The following is a 22,453-nucleotide window of genomic DNA, read 5'->3' as shown; positions in this document are numbered from 1 at the left end:
GGGAGGGTTGTTCCCGATCGGGAACAGCATCAGCGGATTGAGAATAATCGACACATTACCTTCGCAGTAGCTATCAACGTGAGGCGCTTTTTCCCTTAACAGCAGTCTCGTTGTACATAAACTGCATAAACGCCTTGATCCTCATGGTATTTCTCAGGTCAGGGTGTGTCAACATCCAGATTTTATGGTGAAACTTCTCAGGCACATCCAGAACAGCAACCAGGTCTTTGTCCTGATCACCAACATAGGTCGGTAATGGGGCTATGCCCAATCCCTGGTGAGTGTAGTGGTAAAGAGTAGTAAGCATATTACAACTCAGGGCTATTGCGGATTTGGGCACCAGATTCTTCAGCCATTCATTAAAGCCGATACGCCCGAGTCTCTCGTTGAGGATGAGTATTCTGTGTTCAGCCAGTTGTTCATGGGAGGTTGGCTTTCCATGGGTTTGTATATATTCCCTGGTCGCATAGAGTTTGAGCCTGATTGGGGCCAGGGATTTACCAACTACATATTCCGGGTGACGATTCACTGCCACCAGGGCTATATCCGCTTCTCTTTTGGTCAGATCCGTATAATCGGTTCTGATATCGATATCCAGCTGAATGCCGGGTTGCAGTTCCTTGAATTTTTTCACGTATGGCGGTAGCCAATACTCTCCCAGGGTGTCTGTGGTAGAGAGTTTAATTTTCCCCTCATAGCGAATATCTCTACCCGAGATCGTTCTCTCAATCGCCAGAAACTCCCCTTCGATATGATCGACACGGCTCAGAATCTCTTTACCGCTCTGCGTCAGTACATATCCGCTATTCAGCCTCTCGAATAACCTGGCTTCAAGTTTTTCCTCAAGGCTGTTAATTCGACGCAACACCGTAGAGTGATTCACCTGCAGGGATTTACTCGCCGCGCTCAGAGAGCCAAGGCGTGCCACCCGAAGAAAATAGAGATAGTTGTCCCAGTTGGCCTTGTTGTGCATTTTTGCAATCCTCTTTTGCGTTTTTTGCGAATTGATATGCATCTTAGCACAGACTACATTGTGGTACAAGAGACGCTGTTCTTAAGCAGCTTCAGTCAACCTTACTCTATTAAAGGAATTGAAAATGAGAAAAATAGTTGTGGTAGCAATAAGTGCAGTACTGATATTGGCCGGCGGAGTTACCGGGGCATACTCCTCAACCTGGAAGATTGATACCGATCACTCGGCTGCCAATTTTGCCATTCAGCATATGGCCATCAGTAAGGTCAAAGGGACTTTCAGCAATGTAGCAGGAACTATTGAATTTCACGAGTCCGGACCTAACCCGTTTACTCTGGAGATTACCATTGATCCCGTATCCGTCGATACCGGTGTTAAAAAGCGCGATGACCACCTGAGAAGCCCCGATTTTTTTGATGTCGAGAAGTTCCCGAACATCCTTTTCACTTCCGACAAGGTTGTTGCCGTGGCCGATGGCAAATATCAGGTTGAAGGCACACTGGATATGCACGGCATAACCAAAACCGTCTCGGTTTTACTGGAAGGATTAGACGTTGAAGTAACAGATCCCTGGGGCAATAACCGTAAAGGTGCGGAGATTACTGGTGAAATTGACCGTGAAGATTTCGGCATCATTTACAACTCAGTCCTCAAAGGTGGCAATCTCCTGATTGGCGATATCGCAGAAGTGCGCGTAGACCTTGAGTTTATCCAGAACTGATGCATCGGCCCCCTGGGTGGGTACTTGCCCCACCCAGGGGCCGATGCCTCTATCGGCTCATTATCTGTTCGGCAGAATAATGAGCCGAATTTACAATCTTTTCACCTGAAAAAGCACCTTGTCTTTACAACGCACTGCTCTTGGTGCAAGGTTGGTGATTATGAAACTGAACGATCTGAACAATATTGCAGAACCCCTTGAAAGCACGACCACGATGCCGGTGCTTTTCCTGGGACATGGCAGTCCGATGCATGCCATCAAAGATGATGAGATTGTGCAGGGTCTTAGAAAGGTATCAGTACAGATCGAAAGGCCGAATGCCATCTTATGTATTTCTGCCCACTGGGAAACACGGGGAACCATGGTCACGGCCATGGAGGCACCGGTCACAATCCACGATTTTTATGGATTTCCCCAGGAACTCTATGAAATTCACTATCCAGCGCCCGGCAGTCCCGATCTTGCCAAACATACCAGAGAACTGATTACAAAAACCGAGGTACATCTCGATGATAAATGGGGGCTCGATCACGGGGCCTGGACAGTACTCCGACACATGTACCCCAAGGCGGATATTCCGGTAATCCAGCTCAGCCTCGACTCAACCCAGGGTCCGAAGTATCACTATGAACTTGCCGGAGAACTCCGGGCGCTGCGCCAGAAAGGAATACTCATCGTTGGCAGCGGTAATCTGGTGCATAACCTGGAACTGATAGCATGGGATAAGCTGGACCAGAACTATGCGCATGAGTGGGCCGAGGAAGCATCGACCCGGATGAAAAGATACATCCTCGATGGCAATCATCAAAAACTGATCGACTATTCAAAGCTTGGCAAAGCGTTCCGACTCGCAATCCCGACGCCCGAGCACTATCTGCCACTTCTGTACGCGCTTGCTCTTACGGATGGTAAAGATGAGATTACCCTATTCAATGATCAGCCGGTTGGGGGCTCACTCTCGATGACTTCGGTTAAAATTGGCTGAAGTCATATGCTGGTTTACAACAAACAAAAATCCCCCATGCCCGAAGAGGAAAAGGACATGGGGGATAAAAGAATTGAGTATTACCAATTACTTTCTATTTCATCTCTGCTTATTCCCAACGTTTGAACTGAACCCGGCGGTTTTTCGCTCTGCCCTCTTCGGTGGCATTGCTGTAAGCAGGCTGGTCTTCACCAAAGCCAGCCCATTTTACAGAATCGGCATCAACACCTACCTCGTTGACCAGATAATCCGCTACAGCCTTTGCACGTCTTTCGGAAAGGCCCTGATTATAGGTAGCAGCACCAAGATCACAGGTGTGACCTTCAATAACCACCTTCAGACCCGGATTGAGATCGAATACTTTTTTTGCACCACGTAATGTCTCGTAATATTCCGGTTTAATAGAAGCACTGTTCAACTCGAAAGCAAGGCCCGAATATTCCCAGCAACCACGCTCATTGGCCTGGACACCCTTAGGAGTGTCAGGGCAGGCATCACGAATATCAATTACTCCGTCACCATCGGTGTCGGGTTCAGCAACCGCTGCAACCGCCATGGTTTCCTTGGCTGATATTGCAGTATACGCGCTCAGGATATCCTGCCACTCCCAACTGTTGTAAGCTATGGATACACTATCACCAAAGACAACTTCATCCTCAACCACTCTGGCATAGGATTGAACCATTAAGCTGCTTGCCTTCTCAGCGGTGAGTTCCAACCCGTAGGCGGTAAAAATTTTATGATAGTCTTTCGGAGAATAGGCTATGCTGAGATCGTTAAAAACTGGCTCTTCACCGTTTACGCTTGCGTAAGTAACTGGAACAGTCTCACCATTTTCGGCAATAAATGAAAGGCCATACGCCTCCAGTATCTGATCAAACTTATTTGAAGGATAAGCAGATGATTCATTGTTAAATGTAACAGCCAGATCGGCAGGCATCTCGATAGCCATGGCTGGTGAGCTGAACAATAAGGCTGCCAGTGACACATATACTGCTTTCTTCCACATACTTTTCTCCTAAACACATTTTTATCAATCTTATCTATTAGTTCTTCAACCATCCTTTTTCTGACACATTGCTTCCTTATCACGATCAACCATGATTTCGACTTCAGCATTCCTGCAAAAAGGAGCAACTTTCGGAAGAAGATAAACAATATTGAAGCCACCACAAGGGGTGGTTTGCCTTGGAAACATAGATAATTACACGATATACACCTGTTCCTGGCAGACAATTTATAAATTGCATTTGTCTTCATAGTGGCTTCATCAAATCATGCAGCAACAATAATTTTTTCGAAACAAATGATATTTTTTTAAGATAATACCACGGAACGACTCAACTCTTAAAAATCGACAGGATGGCTCAAGGCGCTACTCTGAACCCTAACCACACTTCAGCGTAGCGCCTGACAAGCAGCATAATTACAAACAATTACAAACTACTACAGGACATGCTCCAGAACCTTTCGTTGCTGTTTTGGCTTCTAAGGGGGTAGCAGGTGAATGATGGAGAGAGTAGGGATGGAGAAAACATGCTATTGCACGCTAAATGGCAATGCGGTTTTTCACCGGAGAGTATTCAGCTCGGCCTCCAGGTAGCTGACAAACACATCTCTGGCCTCGTTGGACTTCTGCTCATCTATAATAAGCGCAATCGAGTACATTGGTAATTCCGGCAATCCAAGTTGGGATGGCGCCTTTCTCAGACCTTCCGTTACAGCTCCCTGGGGCAGAATCGACAACCCCATTCCAGCCTGAACTGCAGCCTGGATGTTGGCAATGGATGTTCCGGTGAAAAGAACCTCCCACTTCCGTTTTGCCTTATCAAGACTTTCTGTGGCAATTTTTCGAAAACTGCAGGGAGATGGTAATGCTACAAGATTTAACGGCTCTTCCATGGCTGGGTCGCTGTCCTTGCCTACAACCCACGCTAAAGGTTCCCGGGCAAGGACCCGGCTTCTGCCATGATAGGAATCTTTGCCGGCAACAACCAAATCCAGTTCTCCATTTTCAAAGAGCGGTATGAGATTTATGCCGACACCTGTCTGTATTTTCAGATGGATATTCGGGTACTGCTTTCTGAACTTGCTGAGGATGGTGGGGAGAAGTTCCGGTAAAAAGTAATCAATGAGCCCTATTCGCAGTTCCCCGGAAGCCTGGGGCCTTGTGAAACGGATCACCGCTTCGTCATGGACTGCCAGAATGCGCCCGGCATGCTCCAGTAAAATTTCGCCATCAAGGGTGAGCGATAGCTTCTTACTTTTTCTATTGAATATTTGTCTACTTAACCGATCTTCCAGGCGGCGTATTTTTACACTCACGCCGGACTGGGTTAAGCCAATATTCTTTCCTGCCTTGGTGAAACTTCCTGTTTGGGCAACTTCCACAAAACAGCGGAGCATATCTATATCGAGGTTTACTTGCATCATAGCATCGATGATAATCAGTCATGTTTGGCATAACAACTATTAATTTGCGTGATGAGCGAAAGGTAATAGAGTTGATTAACACCGGCATACAATCCAGGTGAATAGTCAATCATCTAATCGATAGAATCTGAATTGGAGAAACACATGAAAGCTATAATCGCAAAAACTGGTAGTAAAGCACAGGATACAGATGCCTTTACCCTCGCAGATCAACCAATACCCGAACCAGGAGCTCAGGATCTTCTGGTAAAGGTAGTTTCCATCAGTATGAACCCGGTGGATACCAAGGTTCGCGAACGAATGCCAGCTGATGGCGTGCTTGGGTGGGATGCCTACGGAGTTGTAGAAAAAACCGGCAATGACGTGGAGTGTTTCAAGAAAGGGGATACTGTGTACTATGCTGGCGATCTCACCCGCCCGGGAACCAACAGCGAATACCATCTGGTGGATCAGCGGATAGCCGCAATTGCTCCTGAAAAACTCTCCCCTGAAGATGCGGCTGCCATGCCGTTAACATCGATCACCGCCTGGGAAGGTTTATTTGACAGACTCGGCTTTACTCCGGAAGCAGACGCCAATACAGGCAAATCCATCCTGATCGTAGGTGGTGCGGGCGGAGTTGGCTCCGTAGCAACACAGTTGGCTCACTGGGCAGGTTTGAAGGTTTTCGCAACCGCCTCAAGAACGGAAACCGTTGACTGGTGTAAAAAACTCGGCGCCGACGTTACCATCAATCACAGAAATAATCTCGCCGAAGAGCTGAAAGCCGCCGGAACCGAAACAGTTGATGCCATATTCTGTACAACCCAGATGGAAAGACACTGGGAAGCCATGGCCGACTGCATTCGCCCCCAGGGGAGGATTGTGCTTATCGATGATCCAACCCAGCCACTGGACATCACTGTCTTCAAACGTAAAAGCGTCTCCATCTCCTGGGAGTTCATGTATACCAGATCGATGTTCAAGACCGATGACATGGCGGAGCAGGGCAAGCTCCTCTCGAAAGTTGCCGAGTTACTTGATGGCGGTACCCTGATAAGTACCCGTCAGGAAACCTTGCATGGCCTGACCCCTGAAAATATCCAGGCCATGCACATCAAGCAGGAAAGCGGCACGATGATGGGTAAGCAGGTACTGGTTCTCTAAAAAGAACGTGTTCAGAGCTGAAAAACAGCATCATAAAATCCCCCTTATCCCGGTTCTGGAGAAGATAAGGGGGATTGTTTGAACCTGTGCAACATCCCAGACAGGCCCACATCGTAATCATTCGGAGTCGAGCACTATTTCCTAAAAAATCACGTTCATCATCCCTATGGAAATCACCAGAAAGAGGATGGTCATAAAGCTGCCCGCCCGAATAAAATCTGAAACCCTATAGCCGCCAGGGCCAATAATAAGCGCACTGACCTGATGGGTGGGAAGAATAAAGGCATTTGAGGTGGCGATGGCGACAGTCAGGGCGAAGACAGCCGGGTTCGCATCAATCCCCAAAGCAATGTTTACAGCCAGAGGCACCAGCAATACAGTTGCTCCGACATTTGACATAACCAGGGTAAAGAATGTCGCCAGCATGGCAATCGCGAACTGAATAACCCATACAGGCATTTCACCCACCACCATAATGGTCTGGTCTGCTATCCACCGGGCGGTACCGGTCTGCTCTACAGCAAGTCCCAGGGGTATGAGACCCGCAAGCAGAAACACCGTTTTCCATGAAACCGAGCGATACGCCTCGTCCATACTCAAAACACCGCTTAAGATCATACCGATTGCGCCTGTCAGCAGAGCCACAGATAAGCGAATGTCGGTGAACAACACCATCGAGAGAGAAATCGCGAAAAAGAGCGCTGCGAAACCGAGCTTGTGGGGACGCTCCACTTCCCGCGGGTACTCCCTGGTAATAACCACGAAATCAGCAGATTTTTCCAACCGCATCAGACTGCTCCAGGTGGTATGCACCACCAGAGTATCGCCGGAATGCAGCTCCACATGACTGATATCCTCGTCTTCATGCATGGTCTTGCCATCACGATGCAAGCCCAGCATGGCAATGCCGTGGGTTTTGCGTAACCCCGCATCGCGGCTCGTGTTACCGATAAGACTGGAACCCGGAGGCAGAACAACTTCGGCAAAGCCGGCCTTACCTGCCGAAAGATCTTCTGCAAATGTCTGCAGCTTGTCACGAACTTTCAAGCGGTAGGTTTCTACAAACGCAGTGAGGCCATTCTCTTCAGAGACAATGGCCAGCACCATCCCCGCAGAAATGACGGTCTGGCAATGCATCGCCCCCGGACCTACCTTCGTGTCTCTTCCTGGCAGTTGAGTGGCAATGACGCGAATGGCATATTGGTCTTCTATCGCCGATAATGTTTTTCCAATAAGAAAGCTCTGTGTCGGAACAACCACTTCATGCATCTTATAGTCAACGCCATAGACGTTATTGAAATATTGCATGGTGTTGCCCTTTCGGCCTGTGTCATCAGATTTTTTACTGGCTGGTAATACAAAGCGACCAGCAATGAGGAAATAGATAATTCCGGCAGCAACCAGGGCAAGACCGATGGGTGTCGTGGAAAACAGCGACCAGGTCTGCATCTGCTGCTCAGCCGGCAAAGTACTGTTCGAGGCAAGGATGAGGTCATTGAGCAGGATGAGAGGTGAAGAGCCGACCATGGTGACCGTGCCGCCGAGAATGGCACAAAAGCCCATTGGCATGAGCAGGCGCGACATGGGTAAACCGGAACGCTGGGAGATACGATATACAACCGGCAGAAATAGAGCCGTTGCCCCAACGTTTTGCATAAACGATGAGATAATAGCAACCGCTCCCGACACAATAGGAATAACTCGTTTTTCAGACGTTCCGCCGATATTGAGAATAGAAGACGCAACCTTACCCATAATACCGGTTTTATCCAGCCCCGCACCAATGATCATCACAGCGATTATAGACATCACTGCGTTACTCGAGAATCCGTCAAACAGCTTGTCAGGTGTAACCAGTCCATGTTCCAGCCCCATCACAGGGGCAAGCCAACTACTTAGCCCAAGCAATACCAGAATGGTGATGGCAGCCACATCTATTTCAACAATTTCAAAGGCAAAAAGATAAATGGTCAACAATAAGATGGTCGTGATCCAGGCAATCTCCACAGAGGGTACATAAAATGCCAGGCAGGCTGCCACCATCATGAAAAGAACAGCAGCTGTGGTATTTTTCTGAAATGATTTTGAGCTTGTAATGCGAATTTTCACCCTGTCTTTGGAGCTTGCCAGGATGGATAACAGGGGGCTGCTTGATTTTAAGACTACTTGTGACATTACAATCCTTCCTCTGATCAGAGAATGAGTAGCATAAAAGGGGGAGCAAATCTTGGTCGCGGAACAGATCAATGATCGGTATATTCAACATACCTATCAGCATAAATATCATCAATTTCCTTTAGAATATCCTGATGTCCTGGCCGAACTTAGCGCTGCACCAATGCAGTGTCAAATGAATTAAATTTAGCCACTGGCTAGATTGAATCTAAGCAACCTTTATTGTGTATATGATCTGTAAGATTCGTCTTTTTTCCACCACCAGGCGTGCATGTCAGAAGGCAGGGTCGTCGGCATCAATTCAGAAAGGAGTGGAGAAACAGCTTCAGCGCATCAAGAGGATAGGCATCAATGAAAAAATCCCCCCTGCCAAAGGCAAGGAGGACTCATGGTTATACAGCTTCAAAAAACCTTATTCCCAGCGTTTGAGTTCGACCCGGCGATTTTTCGCTCTGCCCTCTGCGGTCTCATTGCTGTATGCGGGTCGATCTTCACCAAAGCCTGTCCAGGTAACAGTGTCGGGATGAACACCCACCACATCAACCAGATAGTCGACGACGGCCTTGGCTCTTCTTTCTGAGAGAAGCTGATTGTATTCACTTCTGCCTACATTGCAGGTATACCCTTCCACGACAATCTTCAAACCGGGATTCAGTTCAAACACTCTCTGAATATCACGTAACCCCACATGAAAATCAGGATTCACGGTGGACTTGTCGAAACCAAAAAGAACATCCGAAGAATATTCCCAGCAACCACGTTCATTCACCTTGGCACCTTCCGGTGCTTCAGGACAATCAACTGCAATAACTGCTGACTGCTCCGACGAGTTGTCAAACTCTTCAGTCACCGCGGTGACAGCGACTTCTTCCACAATTGCAAGGGAATACGCGCTTAGAATATTCTGCCACTCCTGTTTGGCATAGGCTATTGATACATTATCTTCGAATTCCAGTCGCCCTTCCGCAACGAGTTGCACGTATGGTCGCACCACAATCCCGCCAGCATTTTCAACCGTCAGTTCAAGGCCATATGCAGTTAAGATATCATGGTAGTCCTTCGGTGAATATGCTGTACCAAGATCATTAAAGACAGGCTCTGCACCCTGTACTTTCGCATAACCTGCAGGGACTTCTGTCGCAAGCTCGGTCATGAATGAAAGACCATATGCTTCCAGTACCTGATTAAACCCATTTGATGAATATGCGGTCGATTCCTTATTGAAATTGACTGCCGGATTTTCAGGGATTTCAATTGCCATCGCTGATGAACCGAACATCAAGGCCGTCAGTGCCATATACATTGTCTTTTTCCACATACTCTTTCTCCTTGTAGTAATATCTTCGTCAGTGAATGAATCAATTGTTTAATCGTTAACTGACCAGCACTATGAGACAAAAGTATGTCATTGAAATGAATAACAATGCTTATCTGCGTATGAAAAATGATGAAATATTACTTCGAGGAATTGGCCACATCGCTGCAGCTAATCTTTTGCAGGATGTTTCGGAAAACTAACCGCCTGGTATTTAATCCGTGATATACTTTTCACAGTTTGCTGAGTTCCGCGATAGTATGATAGATCATCAAATGCTTTCTGGTATCAGCCCCCCCAGGCAACTCCGCACATTTGAAGTGAAGGTTCAGGCCTATAGACGGTGTACGTTGTATTAAGGATACAACAACGCATTTGCATAAAAATCGTTTCTCATGCAGCTCAAACCAGCTCCACCTTTCAAGACCATCCGACAATTGTTGTTGATAAAAGATTTTCAGGAAGTGGTTTATAAATACTTATGACAAATAAAAGAATGCATTATTACACCATTGTTTTTCTGAGTTCTGTCCTCACTCTCGGAATCACCTATCCCTGTCTCGGCAAACCGGCAGCATCGGTAAAATCTTCGGTAAACCGAGACGAAAGGGCCAATAGCGGCAAAGAAAAACTCATCATACCTTATGCTTTCCCTTCGGACTCATTGGGAACCACAGTAGGCGTGGGCGGGATGATGAAAGGTTACCACCAGGACCAGCTTCTCATAGCCGGGACTGTTTTCGGCAGCAACGAAGACGCCAAAGGTTTTATAGGGGCATTCTGGGATTACAGGATTCCTGGAACGGAGCGATTGTACTTCTCCATGCTCGGTGGCATTTCCAATTTCCCCAACCAACGTGCCTATACAGAACTGCCGAGAAGGCCATCCGGCAGCAGACCTGCCCCGCCAGGCTCAAACGACTCCGATAAAGATGATTACGTTGAGGAGAATGGGGACGATAACTGGCTTGAAATAAAACTGGAATATGTGCTGCCCATAGGCAGTATGCAGCATTCGAGCATAGCTGAGTACTATTTGAAAAACGGCATTCTGCAATCCGGCGCCACCGGCGGTGATGCCTGGAATCCTTTGACTTCCGGAATTTCTGTTGCGATGTTCGGCTTTAAAGGCAGGTATCAGAGCTATAAGAGTGATGAACTGACCTACGATGCCGACACCACCCCGTTTCGGGTCGGTTTTCTCTACAACAATACCGACTTTCCGACCAATCCCAGCCGGGGAAGTTCGCAATATATCGCTTTCACCCAGGACTTCAGCAAGGATTCAGATGCCAGCGACTGGTCGTTTATTGAATTTGAAGCGAGCAAGTATATCGATCTCGGCACATCCGAGAGCTCGCGACAGAGGGTTCTGGCCCTGAACTTCTGGACCGGAACCTCACCCTCCTGGTCAGAGGAAACCGATGAGAACGGTGACAGATTTGTGAGTAAAAATCCACCGTTCTTCGAGGGGTCCCGTCTGGGAGGCTTCTATCGCATGCGTGCCTACCCAAACAATCGTTTTAATGACCGATCGGTCATTTATACCACTGCTGAATATCGCCATACCCTGAAGTGGAATCCGGCCGAAGGAGTAAACTGGCTGAACTGGCTGCAGCTCGACTGGTTCCAGGTGGTGGCATTCGCCGAAGGTGGCCGGGTTGCAGGCGATTATGATCTCGGTGAACTCTTTTCCGACTGGAAGTACGACGGCGGTGTCGGCCTTCGGGCCATGACCGCCGGAGCGGTTGTCCGGCTCGATGTGGCGGCATCAGAGGAAGGAGTTTCGATGTGGGCCATGTTTGGTCATCCCTTCTAGCTACCCCCTGCCTGCTGACCTTCCCCTTTCGCCATCGGGCGTATACGGCAAGGTCAGCAGTATATCATCAACAAACAGGAACCGGACCTGACAGGCATCAGGAATCTTTGCAGACGCTCCAGTCTTTGTTCTGCAACATGAGAAAATCGAGTTGCTGCAGCAGATCATTCAGGTAATTCTCCGTACTCAGCAGCAGCAGTTGTGCACTATATTCTTCAGGGTTCTTTTCGTAATTCTCTTTTGCCTCCACCAGAATTTTCTCGGTTTTGGCAATCTGCTCCTTGAGCTTTTCTACATCTTTCATCGCTGGCATCCTGTACAAAAATAATAGATATCTTGAAACCCAGACCGTCTATGTTACGAACGGGCAGATAAACAGAATCCACCAAAATTATCAAACCGAACCAACAATTTTGGTGGAAATACCCTCACGCCAGCAACAAGAAAGGAACCCAATTCGTAAAATCGAGCCCCCTAATGCGAGATGATCTGGCCCAGGAAATTGATGGTGCGATCATACTGAGGATTATTAAAAAAGTTCTCAGGATCATTCTGTTCGACAATCTCGCCACAATCCATAAAGACTATGCGATCAGCAACTGTACGGGCAAAGCCCATCTCATGCGTTACACAAATCATAGTCATGCCCGACTCGGCCAGGTCAACCATTACGTCCAGTACCTCCTTGATCATCTCTGGATCAAGGGCGGAAGTCGGTTCGTCAAAAAGCATCACTTTGGGGTTCATGCAAAGACATCTGGCAATGGCGACACGCTGTTGCTGTCCACCCGAACACTGGCTGGGGAACTTATCAGCAAGCTGCGGAATCTGTACCCGTTCAAGGTAATGAAAGGCGAGTTCCCGTGCTTCATTAAGCGGCATTTTGCTGATCCAGACTGGAGATGTTGTCAAATTTTCCAAAACGGTCATGTGGGGAAACAGATTAAAGTTCTGAAACAGCATCCCGACATCCCTACGAACCTGATCGATCCTCTTGACGTCGTTGGTCAACTCCACCCCATTAACTATAATCTGCCCTTGCTGATGCTTCTCCAGCCTGTTTATGCAACGGATGAGTGTCGATTTGCCAGACCCCGATGGGCCGCAGACAACGACTTTCTCCCCTTTGCCAACCGTCATATTTATGTCTTTGAGGACATGAAAGTCACCAAACCACTTGTTCAGGTTGGAAATGGTGATAATCTCTTCGCTTTTCACTTTAGTATCCTGTTCTGACATCATGTTACCTGCACCTCGCCACGTGGTAATAATCTTACGAGTTGTCTTGCTGGTTGCCCAACAAGGTCACCCTTGCAGCTCTCAAATTCAATCTTCCACGAATTCCCTACTGGTAATTCATGTGATATTTTTTTTCTAAATACACGAAATAGCGGGACATGGCGAAACAGAGAATCCAAAAAACAATTCCCGCGAAAATATACGCCTCCTTGGTAAAGCCAAGCCATTCGGTATCAGCCATAGCTGCCTTGGCAATTCCCAGAAGATCAAGCAATCCTATAACGGCCACCAGGGTGGTATCCTTTAAAAGTGACAGGAAATTATTCGACAAGCCCGGAATAACCACTCGCAGGGTCTGGGGTAAAATGATTAATCCCATCATCTTCCAGTAGGTCCAGCCGAGGGCCTCTGCGGCCTCATATTGTCCCTTTGGAATAGCCTGCAAGCCACCACGAATAACCTCTGCCATATACGCCGCGTAAAAAAATGCTATTCCCACAAGCGCCCGAAGCAGCTTATCAATACTGAAATTGTCCGGCAGAAAAAGTGGAAACATGACCGATGCCAGAAACAATACGCTGACCAGCGGAACACCTCTGATAAACTCAATAAAAGTAACGCATACCACTCGTATCACAGGAAGCTCTGACCGCCTGCCCAGAGCCAGCAGAATACCAATAGGAAGTGCTGTACCAAGCCCGGTTCCCGAAACAACCAGTGACAGGAAGAGACCACCCCAGTAATGCGTTTCTACAAGTGGCAACCCAAAGACGTCACCGGACAACATGAAAAAGGCGACTACCGGAAATACGGTGAAAAGAAAAATCCAGCGCCAGATGGCTATATCCAGTTTTCCCATAAACAGCAGAAACAGGGCTATCACTGCTACAGCCATGGCTATGGGTAGCGCGCCATTGGGGTCGACCAGGGCAAAAACAAAATAGTACGCAACCAGCCCGACAGCTACCGTCAAACCAAGCCGCAGCAGGGTGTTGAACCTGCCATTTCCATTGCCGAGGCCACCGATGTTCTGCACAACCAGTCTGGCCATGATTATCGGCAGGAAAAGATACGCACCTGTAAAGACAGCTGCCTTCACCCCAAAAATAATAAAGGCACACAATATTGCCGCAATTCCCAACGCAAACTGATTCTGTAAACGCTTAAACCAATTTGGCAGGAGTAAGGGCAAAAGGCTGAAAGCCAATAGCAGGAAGGTGTAATTGACTCGCCAGCGCTCCAATTCAGGGTAAAATCCGTAAAGGAAGACATCCTTCCTTACATTGATAAATACCCAGCAGGCACCTGCACTGCCTTTTGCCGCCGCAGCATCACACACCTCGCGAGAATCTCCGAGCCAGTTAGCCTGCAATATTGCCCACTGGATAAAAGGTGGAATCGATATCGCAAGAATGGCGACTCCCAATAGGGTGAGAAGCGAATTCCAGGGAGTTGAAAACAGATTTTTCCTTGACCATCCGACCACCCCCGTACCGAAATTTGGAGATGGTAAAGAGGGCCTCGGCTGCCATTTTTCTTTGGTCATACCTATTCCTTACAGACCACGAAGGGCATATTTATTGTTGTACCAGTTCATAAAGGCTGAAATGACAAGGCTTATGGTCAAGTAAACCGCTATAGTAATACAAATTATCTCAACCGCCTGGCCTGACTGATTCAATGCAGTGCCTGCAAAGACATGAACGAGATCAGGATAACCAATCACAACCGCCAGTGAAGAGTTTTTAATAAGGGTCAGGTGCTGGCCAATCAGGGGAGGGGTAACCACACGCATCGCCTGCGGAATAATTACCATCCGATACATCAGCCAGGGACGATATCCCAGAGCCTGTGCCGCCTCACGTTGCCCTTTATCAACAGCCATGATGCCCGCGCGCACATACTCACCAATAAACGTTGCAGAATACAGGGTCAGAGAAAGCCATAGGGCTATAAGTTCAGGTAAAATTGTCACCCCCCCACGGAAATTGAAGCCGCGAAGTGCCGGGACATCCCAACCAACAGGAAAACCGGTTACGGCAAGAACCGTGAACGGCACACTGACAACCAGAATCAGGGAAACCCAGAAAGCGGGAAAGCGTTTACCTGTCATTCTCTGTCTTTTCCCAGCCCAGATTATGAGGCCGATGGACACTAAAACAGCGACGATCAGACTGGCGAGAACCACTTCGCAACCAGGCCCCCAAATTGGTTTGGGAATCTGCATACCCCGGTTGCAGAGAAAAATGACATCCTGGAAATTCAACGCGGCTTTAGGCCCTGGCAAGGGCGCCAGAATTGCGAGATACCAAAAGAGGATCTGAAGTAGCAACGGCACATTACGTATCATCTCCGTGTACGCCCCTGCCATCTTGGCAACAAGCCAATTGGGAGACAAACGGATGACTCCGAGGAAGAAGCCCAGCATCGTGGAAGCGATAATGCCGAAAACGGAAACAAGCAGAGTGTTTAGAACACCGACCTTAAGAGCATCAAGATATGAACTCTTGCTTGAATAGGGGATAAGCGTCTGGCTGATATCAAATCCTGACGGCTCAGACAAAAAGCCGAAACCAGTTGTTATTCCTGACTTTTGGAGATTTTGTCCTACGTTATAGATGCCATAACAAGAGAGCCCCAAAAGAATAATCAGTACAAGAGCTTGTGCTATCCAACCCCTTACTCTCGCGTCATTGAGCAGTGTGCTCTTTTGTTCATACATTTCGCCACCGGAGTTAACCAACCTATTTCTGCAATCCCATGAAGATTCATATCAGAACTCAAGGAACAACTCAGCCGCACCAGGATGTGGTGCGGCCGGTCTTAGTCACCTTTACTGAAAGCAATAGAGGGCTCTTCAGCTCAACTGAAAGGCCCCATACTGCTTTGTTGCACAATTATCTCACGGGAGGAGCGTAGATCAATCCACCCTCGGTCCACAGTGCATTCACGCCACGCTCAAGACCAAGAACAGTGTTTACACCCACGTTCCGCTCATACATTTCGCCGTAGTTGCCCATGTGCTTGATAATGCGGTATGCCCAATCTGAAGTCAGACCGAGATGCTGACCGAAATCTACATCAACACCAAGCAGACGCTTGACAGCAGGATTGCTTGACTTCAGCATTTCATCGACGTTCTCAGAGGTAATTCCAAGTTCTTCAGCATTAATGAGGGCAAAGAGAGTCCACCTGACAATATCACTCCACTGCTGATCGCCCTGCCGAACTGCAGGTCCGAGAGGTTCCTTGGAAATCACTTCAGGAAGTATCATGTGGTCCTCAGTTGCTTTCAGAGTAGTTCTTCTAGCCGCAAGGCCTGAGGTATCGGTGGTGTAAACGTCACAACGACCTGATTCATAAATTACAGTCGCTTCATCTGCACTCTCGTACACTACCGGCTTATAGGTCATGCCTTTTGAGCGGAAATAATCAGAAAGGTTCAACTCAGTCGTGGTTCCAGCCTGGGTACATACGCTGGCACCATCCAACTCAAGGGCGCTTTTTACTCCAAGATCTTTTCTGACCATAAAACCCTGGCCGTCATAAAAGATGGTTCCAACAAACTCAAGGCCGAGTTTAGCGTCACGCTGGAAGGTCCAGGTTGTATTACGGGTCAGCATGTCAATCTCACCCGACTGTAGAGCGGTGAACGCTTCTTTAAATGCCACAGGGGTAAAACGTGCCTTATTGGGATCGTCAAAAATTGCAGAGGCTACCGCGCGGGTAAAATCTACATCCAGTCCAGTCCAGTGTCCTTTTGCATCAGGTGCTGAAAATCCAGCAACTTTTCCGGAAACACCAGAGTTCACATAGCCTTTCGCTTTAACCTCTTCCAAGGTGTTGGCAAAGGCGGTTCCGGACAAACAGATGGCCGCAACTACAGATGCAGCCATCAGTGACTTGATTGTTTTCATCTCATCTCTCCTTCTTCTTAGTTTCATATTGCGGCCGGTTGCCGCTGTGATAATGCCATTCGCCTGAGAGCAACTCAGGCTGTTTATCTTCCCAACTGACCGCCCCCACGTCGATCAGCGAGAGATTTGCTTTTAGTTGCCATCCACATAATCCTGCAAATAGGTATACCGCTCGTTCAACTTCCCACCTCGGGCGATAGTTGCTCTCTCGATAATGCCATTTTTGTCTCCAGTAATAAGCTCCGGCAAGACGTTATTTAAAAGCATCGTACCAAAACTTTCTGAAGCATCACGAGCAAGTTCACATGGCAGGTTATCAACTGCCATTACAGTAATATTTCCCTCATCAGTCAGTGGAGGTTCAACTCTGTCGTCACATGGGTTGTAATCATATAAAGGCTCGCCGATAGTACTAGCCTGTTTTGTAGATGGGATGGAACCGTCAATATCACAGGTAATATCTGCAATGACTGCTATCTTGAAATCATCACTCATAATATCTTTTCGTTCGAAAAGAGCAGGCGCTTTTGGATCCCAATACGCTGAGGCAATAAGCAGGTCGGCTGCACTGCTATATTGTAAAAAGTTGGATTCAAACTGCTGGGGACTACCGTAGAATGTAGTTCTGCTAAACTCACCGCCATCTTTTCTCAAGTTGTAATCCCTGGCATTGAGCAGCGCAAAAACCGGAAAATCGAAATATTCTTCTCTGAATTGCCGGGGAGTCACTCGTCTCACGCCAATGCCTGTAAGAACTTCGATTGCGCCTTTTGCAACCCGGCCACCGCCCGTGAGAAGAATTTTTACTGGCGGCAAATCTATTTTTGCCAATTCACTTTTCAAATCTTCCAAATCAAAACAGTCGCAGGCACGCCTGGTATCGAAAAGATTATAACGTTGTCCATAGGCCCAGACACCGTTATACGCGCCCACGATACCAGCCCAACGACCAAATGCTATAACTCTTTTACCGCTCTGATCTGTTATTGTTTCATAGTCGACAAGAGTTATATTTTTGCGGATAACCTCACGCAGTAATCCCCTGTTATACTCCTGTTTCTTTATTGTGTGACTGAAGAAAAAGTATGTTTTTTCCGCACACAGATCCGAGACCGGTACTTCTTTCACACCAATTACCACATCGCACTCATCAAGAGAGTCAACAACCCTGATCCCCGCTTGACGATATTCGTCGTCATTGTAACAGCGAATCTCACTTTTTTGCGCCACGACTTCTACATGGGGAAACATTTCCTGCACTTTTCTGGCATGAGACGGCGGAAGAGCAACCCGCTTGTCAGTTGGCACTTTTCCTTCTCGGATTATTCCTATTTTAAGTTTATCCATTTCGGACCCCTTAGCTCCTTATCGGCTTTGGAATTTCAGAAATTTTGAACGTATTTCACCTTGGAGGGCTATACGATAGGGTGGGAATGCATCTACTTCAGGACAACTCATGAGACAAGAGCTGAACAGTTTAAAAATGCCATGGGGGGACCTTATCGCCCCCCAAAAAATGACACAGCTCTATAATGATATTATCGCAGACATTTATAATTATTACGCACTCGGCATAAATGCAAGTTTTTTTGATAATGATAGAGACTCAACACTCTCTATCATTAACCAATGGTCATAACGCGAATGTTGTTTCGAATAGAAGTATTCAAGGTATGAAAAATTCAATTCCCAGGAGCCTATCGGACTATCGCAATTTTCTCTCAAGTCGAGGCATCGAAGGAAAATTTGGCGAAGCCATATTCTTGATATTGCGAGCATTATTTTTTTCCTCGATAACAATGAGTTGGCTAAAAAGGGCTTAGTCCTACAGACTCGTGGATGGGAAGTAATTCGCACAACCAGACCCTCTCAAAATTGACACCATCAGCATACCCTATGGCACACCTTCTGCCATAATACGTCCGGTCAGGCGGGTTCCGCTGGAAAAGTATTTGCTGACACAGAAGAGGCAGGCCTGCCGATTGACATGCTTGCGAACAATGGAGCATTTGGCGGTCACACCAAATGTAAAGAGAGGAACAAAATGATTGGGCCTACACCATATGTGTAAGCCCAATCATGTGATTATTAGCCGCCTATCATTGCCTTAAGGCCGACAGCCCTGAACTGGTCGAGCACTCGTTCCTGCATCGCCTCGTCCGGCTCTTCGAGCCCGGTGGAATCGAATGCTTCCCCCAGCCTGAGATATTTACCGGCCATGATGTTGTGATAGGGCAGGATATTGACCTTCGGCCTGACACCTGGCAGCCCGGCTATGAAATTCGCGCTCTGCTCTATGTTTGCATCATCCGCATTGACGCCCTTGATCAGCGGGATGCGAATATTGATATCAGCTCCAGTTTCAGCCAGGGTTTTGAGGTTTTTCAGAATCTGTTCATTGGGAACACCGGTCCATTTCTTATGACGTTCGGAGTCCATCATCTTCAGGTCGTAGAGAAACAGATCGGTCCGTTTCGCCACTTCAAGCAGAGTTTCGGTCCTGGTAAAGCCGGTGGTATCAACTGCCCGGTGAATGGCTCCTGCGCCAAGCTCATCATAGAGCGCACAGACAAAATCACTCTGCAGCAGCGGCTCACCGCCTGAGACAGTCACCCCGCCGCCGGACTGATCAAAGAACACCCGCTCTTTTTCCACCTCGGCCACCATCTCTTCTACGGTAACCACCCGACCTGACATCTCGGTTGCCAGGGTCGGGCACACCTCGGCGCAATCACCGCAGCTGGTACACAAACTCAGATCAGTGACAATGCCCTCTTTCGTCAATGCACAGGCGTGCTCAGGACAGGCATCTTCACAGGCCTTGCAGCCTATACACTTGTCCCGGTTGTACATTTTCTGGATTTTTGTCGAGATACTCTCCGGGTTGTGGCACCAGGCACAGTGCAACGGGCACCCTTTTAGAAATATCGTGGCCCGGATACCCGGCCCATCGTTGATCGCATAACGTTTTATGTCAAAAATCAAACCTGATTGCATAATTACAGTACCTATAAACTTTTGTAACTTGTTAGTCTTGTTTCTCATCAATTCATAAAGCGTCAGATTCGAAATTTAAAGCAGCACGCTATAGTAAACTATGCATGCTGCTTAAACACTGAAAAAGATGACGATATCTGGGCTGACCTCCGGTGCGCATCTCTGATGCTCATGAAAAAATCAGCCTAAAAGGCGTCATTCTCCGTTCTCTCAATCACTTCCTGCTGCAAATCCCCGTTCATATCATTGAAGTAATCGCTATACCCCGCCATACGAACCAACAGATCCTTGTAATCATCCGGGCATTTTTGTGCCGCCAGAAGAGTCGCGGTGTCAACGATGTTAAACTGAATGTGATGCCCCCCCAGAGAGAAATAGGAACGAATCAGCTGACCCAGTTTCACGATATCCTCGTCCCGCTTTATGAGGCTTGGCAGAAAGCGCTGGTTGAGCAGAGTTCCTCCAGACTTCATCTGGTCAAGTTTGCCCAACGACTTGATCACCGCCGACGGCCCGCTGGTATCTGCACCATGTGATGGGGATGTACCATCAGAGATAGACTTACCGGCCATTCGCCCGTTCGGGGTAGCCCCAAGGACCTTGCCGAAGTAGATATGGCAGGTGGTGGAAAGCATATTCAGGTGATACTTACCACCTTCCTTGATGTTGTCATTACCATCAATCGCCGCAACCAGGTCATCATAGACCTTCACCGCGATATCATCGGCATAGTCATTGTCATTGCCGAAAAACGGGGTCTTGTTCATGATGGTCTGCCGCATGAACTCGTCACCCTCGAAATTGTTGGCGCAGGCGTTCAGCAATGCGTCCATGGTGAATCGGCCATCCTCAATAACGTGCTTCTTGATTGCCACCAGGCTGTCGGCAACTGTGGCTAACCCGCAGCACTGGATATAGCTGGTGTTATAACGAGGTCCACCATCATAATAGTCGCGTCCCTTGCTGATGCAGTCCTCAATTACCACTGACAGGAACGGTGCCGGTGCATACTTGGCAAACATCCTGTCAATGTAGTTGGAAACCCTGATCTTCTGGTCAACAACGAAGTGGATCTGCTCCAGAAAAGCGTTATAAAGATCCTCATAGGTCTTGAATTCCCGGGGATCACCGCTCTCGACACCGACCTTTTTGCCGGTAACAGGATCGATACCGTTATTGAGGGTTACCTCGAAAACTTTTGGCACATTCAGGTAACCCGTCAGCAGAAAAGCCTCCTTACCGAAAGCGCCAACCTCAATACAGCCACTGCAACCGCCTTCGCGGGCATCCTCAAGGGACTTGCCCTGACGCACCATCTCCATGATGTACGTATCCGGGTTAAATACCGAGGGATAGCCATGTCCCTGACGGATAACTCTGGCAGCAGAATGCAGGAAGCTGTCTGGGGTTTTAGAAGTAACATGCACCGAGGAGCCCGGCTGCAGGATGTGCAGTTCTTCTATCACCTCCAGGATAATATAGGATACCTCGCTCACGCCATCGGAACCGTCCCGCTTCACACCACCGATATTAATATTGGTGAAGTCGTTATAGGTGCCACTTTCACGAGCGGTCACACCAACCTTGGGTGGTGCCGGATGGTTGTTGACCTTGATCCAGAAACAGCAAATCAACTCCTTGGCCTGCTCACGGGTAAGAGTGCCCGCAGCCAGTTCCTTTTTGTAAAACGGCTCCAGATGCTGATCGAGATGCCCGGGATTCATGGCGTCCCAGCCATTCAATTCGGTGATGGTGCCAAGGTGGACAAACCAGTACATCTGTAAAGCTTCCCAGAGATTTTCCGGCTTATGGGCAGGAACGCGGCGACACACTCCGGCAATCTTTTTCAGTTCAGCCACCCTTTCCGGGTTCTGCTCGGTTGCGGCCATCTTCTCTGCGAGTTCAGCATGCCGTTCGGCGAAAACAATCACCGCATCACAGGAAATAGCCATGGCCTTCCACTGCTCGGCCTTATCTGTGGCTTCGGGATCGTTCCGGTAATCGAGCCCCGCGATATTTTCCTCGATCTCCCGTTTAAAGTCGAGCATACCCCGCTGATAGATTTTACCATCCAGTACAGTATGGCCGGGAGCACGCTGCTCCATAAACTCGGTAAAGAGCCCCGCCTCATAGGCCGCCTTCCACTCTTCGGGCACATGGGAAAAAATGCGTTCACGCTGGGTGCGACCCTGCCAGTAGGGAATTACCTCTCGCGCGTACGTATCAATATCCTCCTGGGTCGTGAGATAGCGCTGCATCTCCCTGGTATTGAGCACATGAAAATCCTCAACACTGTGGCAGGTCAGTTCAGGAAAAGTCGGGATCGCCTTCGGCTCAGGTCCGCGCTCTCCGACAATCAGCTCGTCATCACCCAGATAGAGCGTTTTTCTCTGACAATGATCAAGAAAGGTCAGCGCCCGCAGCACAGGAATAGAATACTTTCCGTAATTTTCTTTATAGAATTCGGTCTCGTGCAGGGCACGCTCAATGGAAATAGTCGGGACGGTATCAACGGACAGTTTGCGCAACCGCTGGATGCGCGTATTCATGCCCGGCCCTATCGTATTGCATGCTGAATTCTCCGTGGAAGGGTAGAAATTTCCTTCTGCGGAAGCGGCCCGCTCAGGTGTGGTGTTGGTGGTTTTCAGCTGTTCAAACATAACTTTTTCTCCATAGATCTGAAACGTCCCTGCTTTCTCCGCCTACAACAAATATCTGCAGGAGTGGTAGAAT

The 22,453-nt window shown here is 48.2% G+C and carries 17 protein-coding genes; 4 read left to right on the top strand and 13 right to left on the bottom strand.

Annotated features, from left to right (window positions below):
* Positions 1-73: 73 nt before the first annotated feature.
* On the bottom strand, positions 74-973 hold the full coding sequence (locus tag FCL45_RS05560) for a LysR family transcriptional regulator (protein WP_167495817.1): 900 nt from the start codon (positions 971-973) through the stop codon (positions 74-76).
* A gap of 124 nt (positions 974-1,097) precedes the next feature.
* Here FCL45_RS05560 and FCL45_RS05555 point away from each other — a divergent pair, with 124 nt between their 5' ends.
* The gene (locus FCL45_RS05555; protein WP_136798427.1) at positions 1,098-1,694 is read left to right on the top strand and encodes a YceI family protein; all 597 of its coding nucleotides are present in this window, start codon (positions 1,098-1,100) and stop codon (positions 1,692-1,694) included.
* Between the two features lie 160 nt (positions 1,695-1,854).
* Positions 1,855-2,679, top strand: a complete 825-nt coding sequence (gene ygiD, locus FCL45_RS05550) for a 4,5-DOPA-extradiol-dioxygenase (RefSeq protein WP_136798428.1) — start codon at positions 1,855-1,857, stop codon at positions 2,677-2,679.
* Between the two features lie 109 nt (positions 2,680-2,788).
* Here ygiD and FCL45_RS05545 read toward each other — a convergent pair whose 3' ends face one another.
* Together FCL45_RS05545 and FCL45_RS05540 are read right to left on the bottom strand one after the other, a co-directional pair.
* Positions 2,789-3,688, bottom strand: coding sequence for an OmpA family protein (locus FCL45_RS05545; RefSeq protein ID WP_136798429.1), 900 nt, complete (start codon positions 3,686-3,688; stop codon positions 2,789-2,791).
* 560 nt (positions 3,689-4,248) lie between these two features.
* Positions 4,249-5,112 (bottom strand): LysR family transcriptional regulator, encoded by an 864-nt coding sequence (locus tag FCL45_RS05540; protein ID WP_136798430.1) that lies wholly within the window; start codon positions 5,110-5,112, stop codon positions 4,249-4,251.
* A gap of 144 nt (positions 5,113-5,256) precedes the next feature.
* On the opposite strand from FCL45_RS05540, the gene FCL45_RS05535 reads away from it, so the two are divergent.
* Positions 5,257-6,258, top strand: coding sequence for a zinc-binding alcohol dehydrogenase family protein (locus tag FCL45_RS05535; RefSeq protein ID WP_136798431.1), 1,002 nt, complete (start codon positions 5,257-5,259; stop codon positions 6,256-6,258).
* Between the two features lie 141 nt (positions 6,259-6,399).
* On the opposite strand, the gene FCL45_RS05530 is transcribed toward FCL45_RS05535, so the two are convergent.
* Positions 6,400-8,433 (bottom strand): SLC13 family permease, encoded by a 2,034-nt coding sequence (locus tag FCL45_RS05530; protein ID WP_136798432.1) that lies wholly within the window; start codon positions 8,431-8,433, stop codon positions 6,400-6,402.
* Positions 8,434-8,845: 412 nt separating this feature from the next.
* Positions 8,846-9,751 (bottom strand): OmpA family protein, encoded by a 906-nt coding sequence (locus tag FCL45_RS05525; RefSeq protein ID WP_136798433.1) that lies wholly within the window; start codon positions 9,749-9,751, stop codon positions 8,846-8,848.
* 478 nt (positions 9,752-10,229) lie between these two features.
* Between FCL45_RS05525 and FCL45_RS05520 the strand changes: the two genes are divergently transcribed.
* Positions 10,230-11,567: a BamA/TamA family outer membrane protein gene (locus FCL45_RS05520; protein ID WP_217907677.1), complete on the top strand. Its 1,338-nt coding sequence runs from the start codon at positions 10,230-10,232 to the stop codon at positions 11,565-11,567.
* Positions 11,568-11,664: 97 nt separating this feature from the next.
* Here FCL45_RS05520 and FCL45_RS05515 read toward each other — a convergent pair whose 3' ends face one another.
* The 8 genes from FCL45_RS05515 to hypD form a co-directional block, all read right to left on the bottom strand.
* A complete protein-coding gene (locus tag FCL45_RS05515) occupies positions 11,665-11,871 on the bottom strand; it encodes a hypothetical protein (RefSeq protein ID WP_136798434.1) in 207 nt (68 codons plus the stop codon).
* A 170-nt stretch (positions 11,872-12,041) separates the two neighbouring features.
* Positions 12,042-12,806 carry an amino acid ABC transporter ATP-binding protein gene (locus FCL45_RS05510; RefSeq protein WP_136798476.1) on the bottom strand — a complete coding sequence of 255 codons (765 nt, stop codon included), beginning with the start codon at positions 12,804-12,806 and terminating at the stop codon, positions 12,042-12,044.
* 106 nt (positions 12,807-12,912) lie between these two features.
* Positions 12,913-14,352, bottom strand: a complete 1,440-nt coding sequence (locus tag FCL45_RS05505; protein ID WP_136798435.1) for an amino acid ABC transporter permease — start codon at positions 14,350-14,352, stop codon at positions 12,913-12,915.
* A gap of 9 nt (positions 14,353-14,361) precedes the next feature.
* Complete coding sequence (locus FCL45_RS05500; RefSeq protein WP_136798436.1) at positions 14,362-15,528, bottom strand: amino acid ABC transporter permease; 1,167 nt, start codon at positions 15,526-15,528, stop codon at positions 14,362-14,364.
* A gap of 175 nt (positions 15,529-15,703) precedes the next feature.
* Positions 15,704-16,723, bottom strand: coding sequence for an amino acid ABC transporter substrate-binding protein (locus FCL45_RS05495; RefSeq protein ID WP_136798437.1), 1,020 nt, complete (start codon positions 16,721-16,723; stop codon positions 15,704-15,706).
* Between the two features lie 132 nt (positions 16,724-16,855).
* Positions 16,856-18,070, bottom strand: coding sequence for an NAD(P)-dependent oxidoreductase (locus FCL45_RS05490; protein ID WP_136798438.1), 1,215 nt, complete (start codon positions 18,068-18,070; stop codon positions 16,856-16,858).
* 741 nt (positions 18,071-18,811) lie between these two features.
* The gene (locus FCL45_RS05485; RefSeq protein ID WP_136798439.1) at positions 18,812-19,720 is read right to left on the bottom strand and encodes a glycyl-radical enzyme activating protein; all 909 of its coding nucleotides are present in this window, start codon (positions 19,718-19,720) and stop codon (positions 18,812-18,814) included.
* Between the two features lie 185 nt (positions 19,721-19,905).
* Complete coding sequence (hypD, locus tag FCL45_RS05480; RefSeq protein WP_167495821.1) at positions 19,906-22,269, bottom strand: trans-4-hydroxy-L-proline dehydratase; 2,364 nt, start codon at positions 22,267-22,269, stop codon at positions 19,906-19,908.
* Positions 22,270-22,453: the final 184 nt, after the last annotated feature.

The sequence above is a fragment of the Desulfosediminicola ganghwensis genome (assembly GCF_005116675.2).
Taxonomy (GTDB): Bacteria; Desulfobacterota; Desulfobulbia; order Desulfobulbales; family Desulfocapsaceae; genus Desulfopila; species Desulfopila ganghwensis.
The sequence above is the reverse complement of the archived record's forward strand: the minus strand, read 5'-3'. Positions and strand labels throughout refer to the sequence as shown.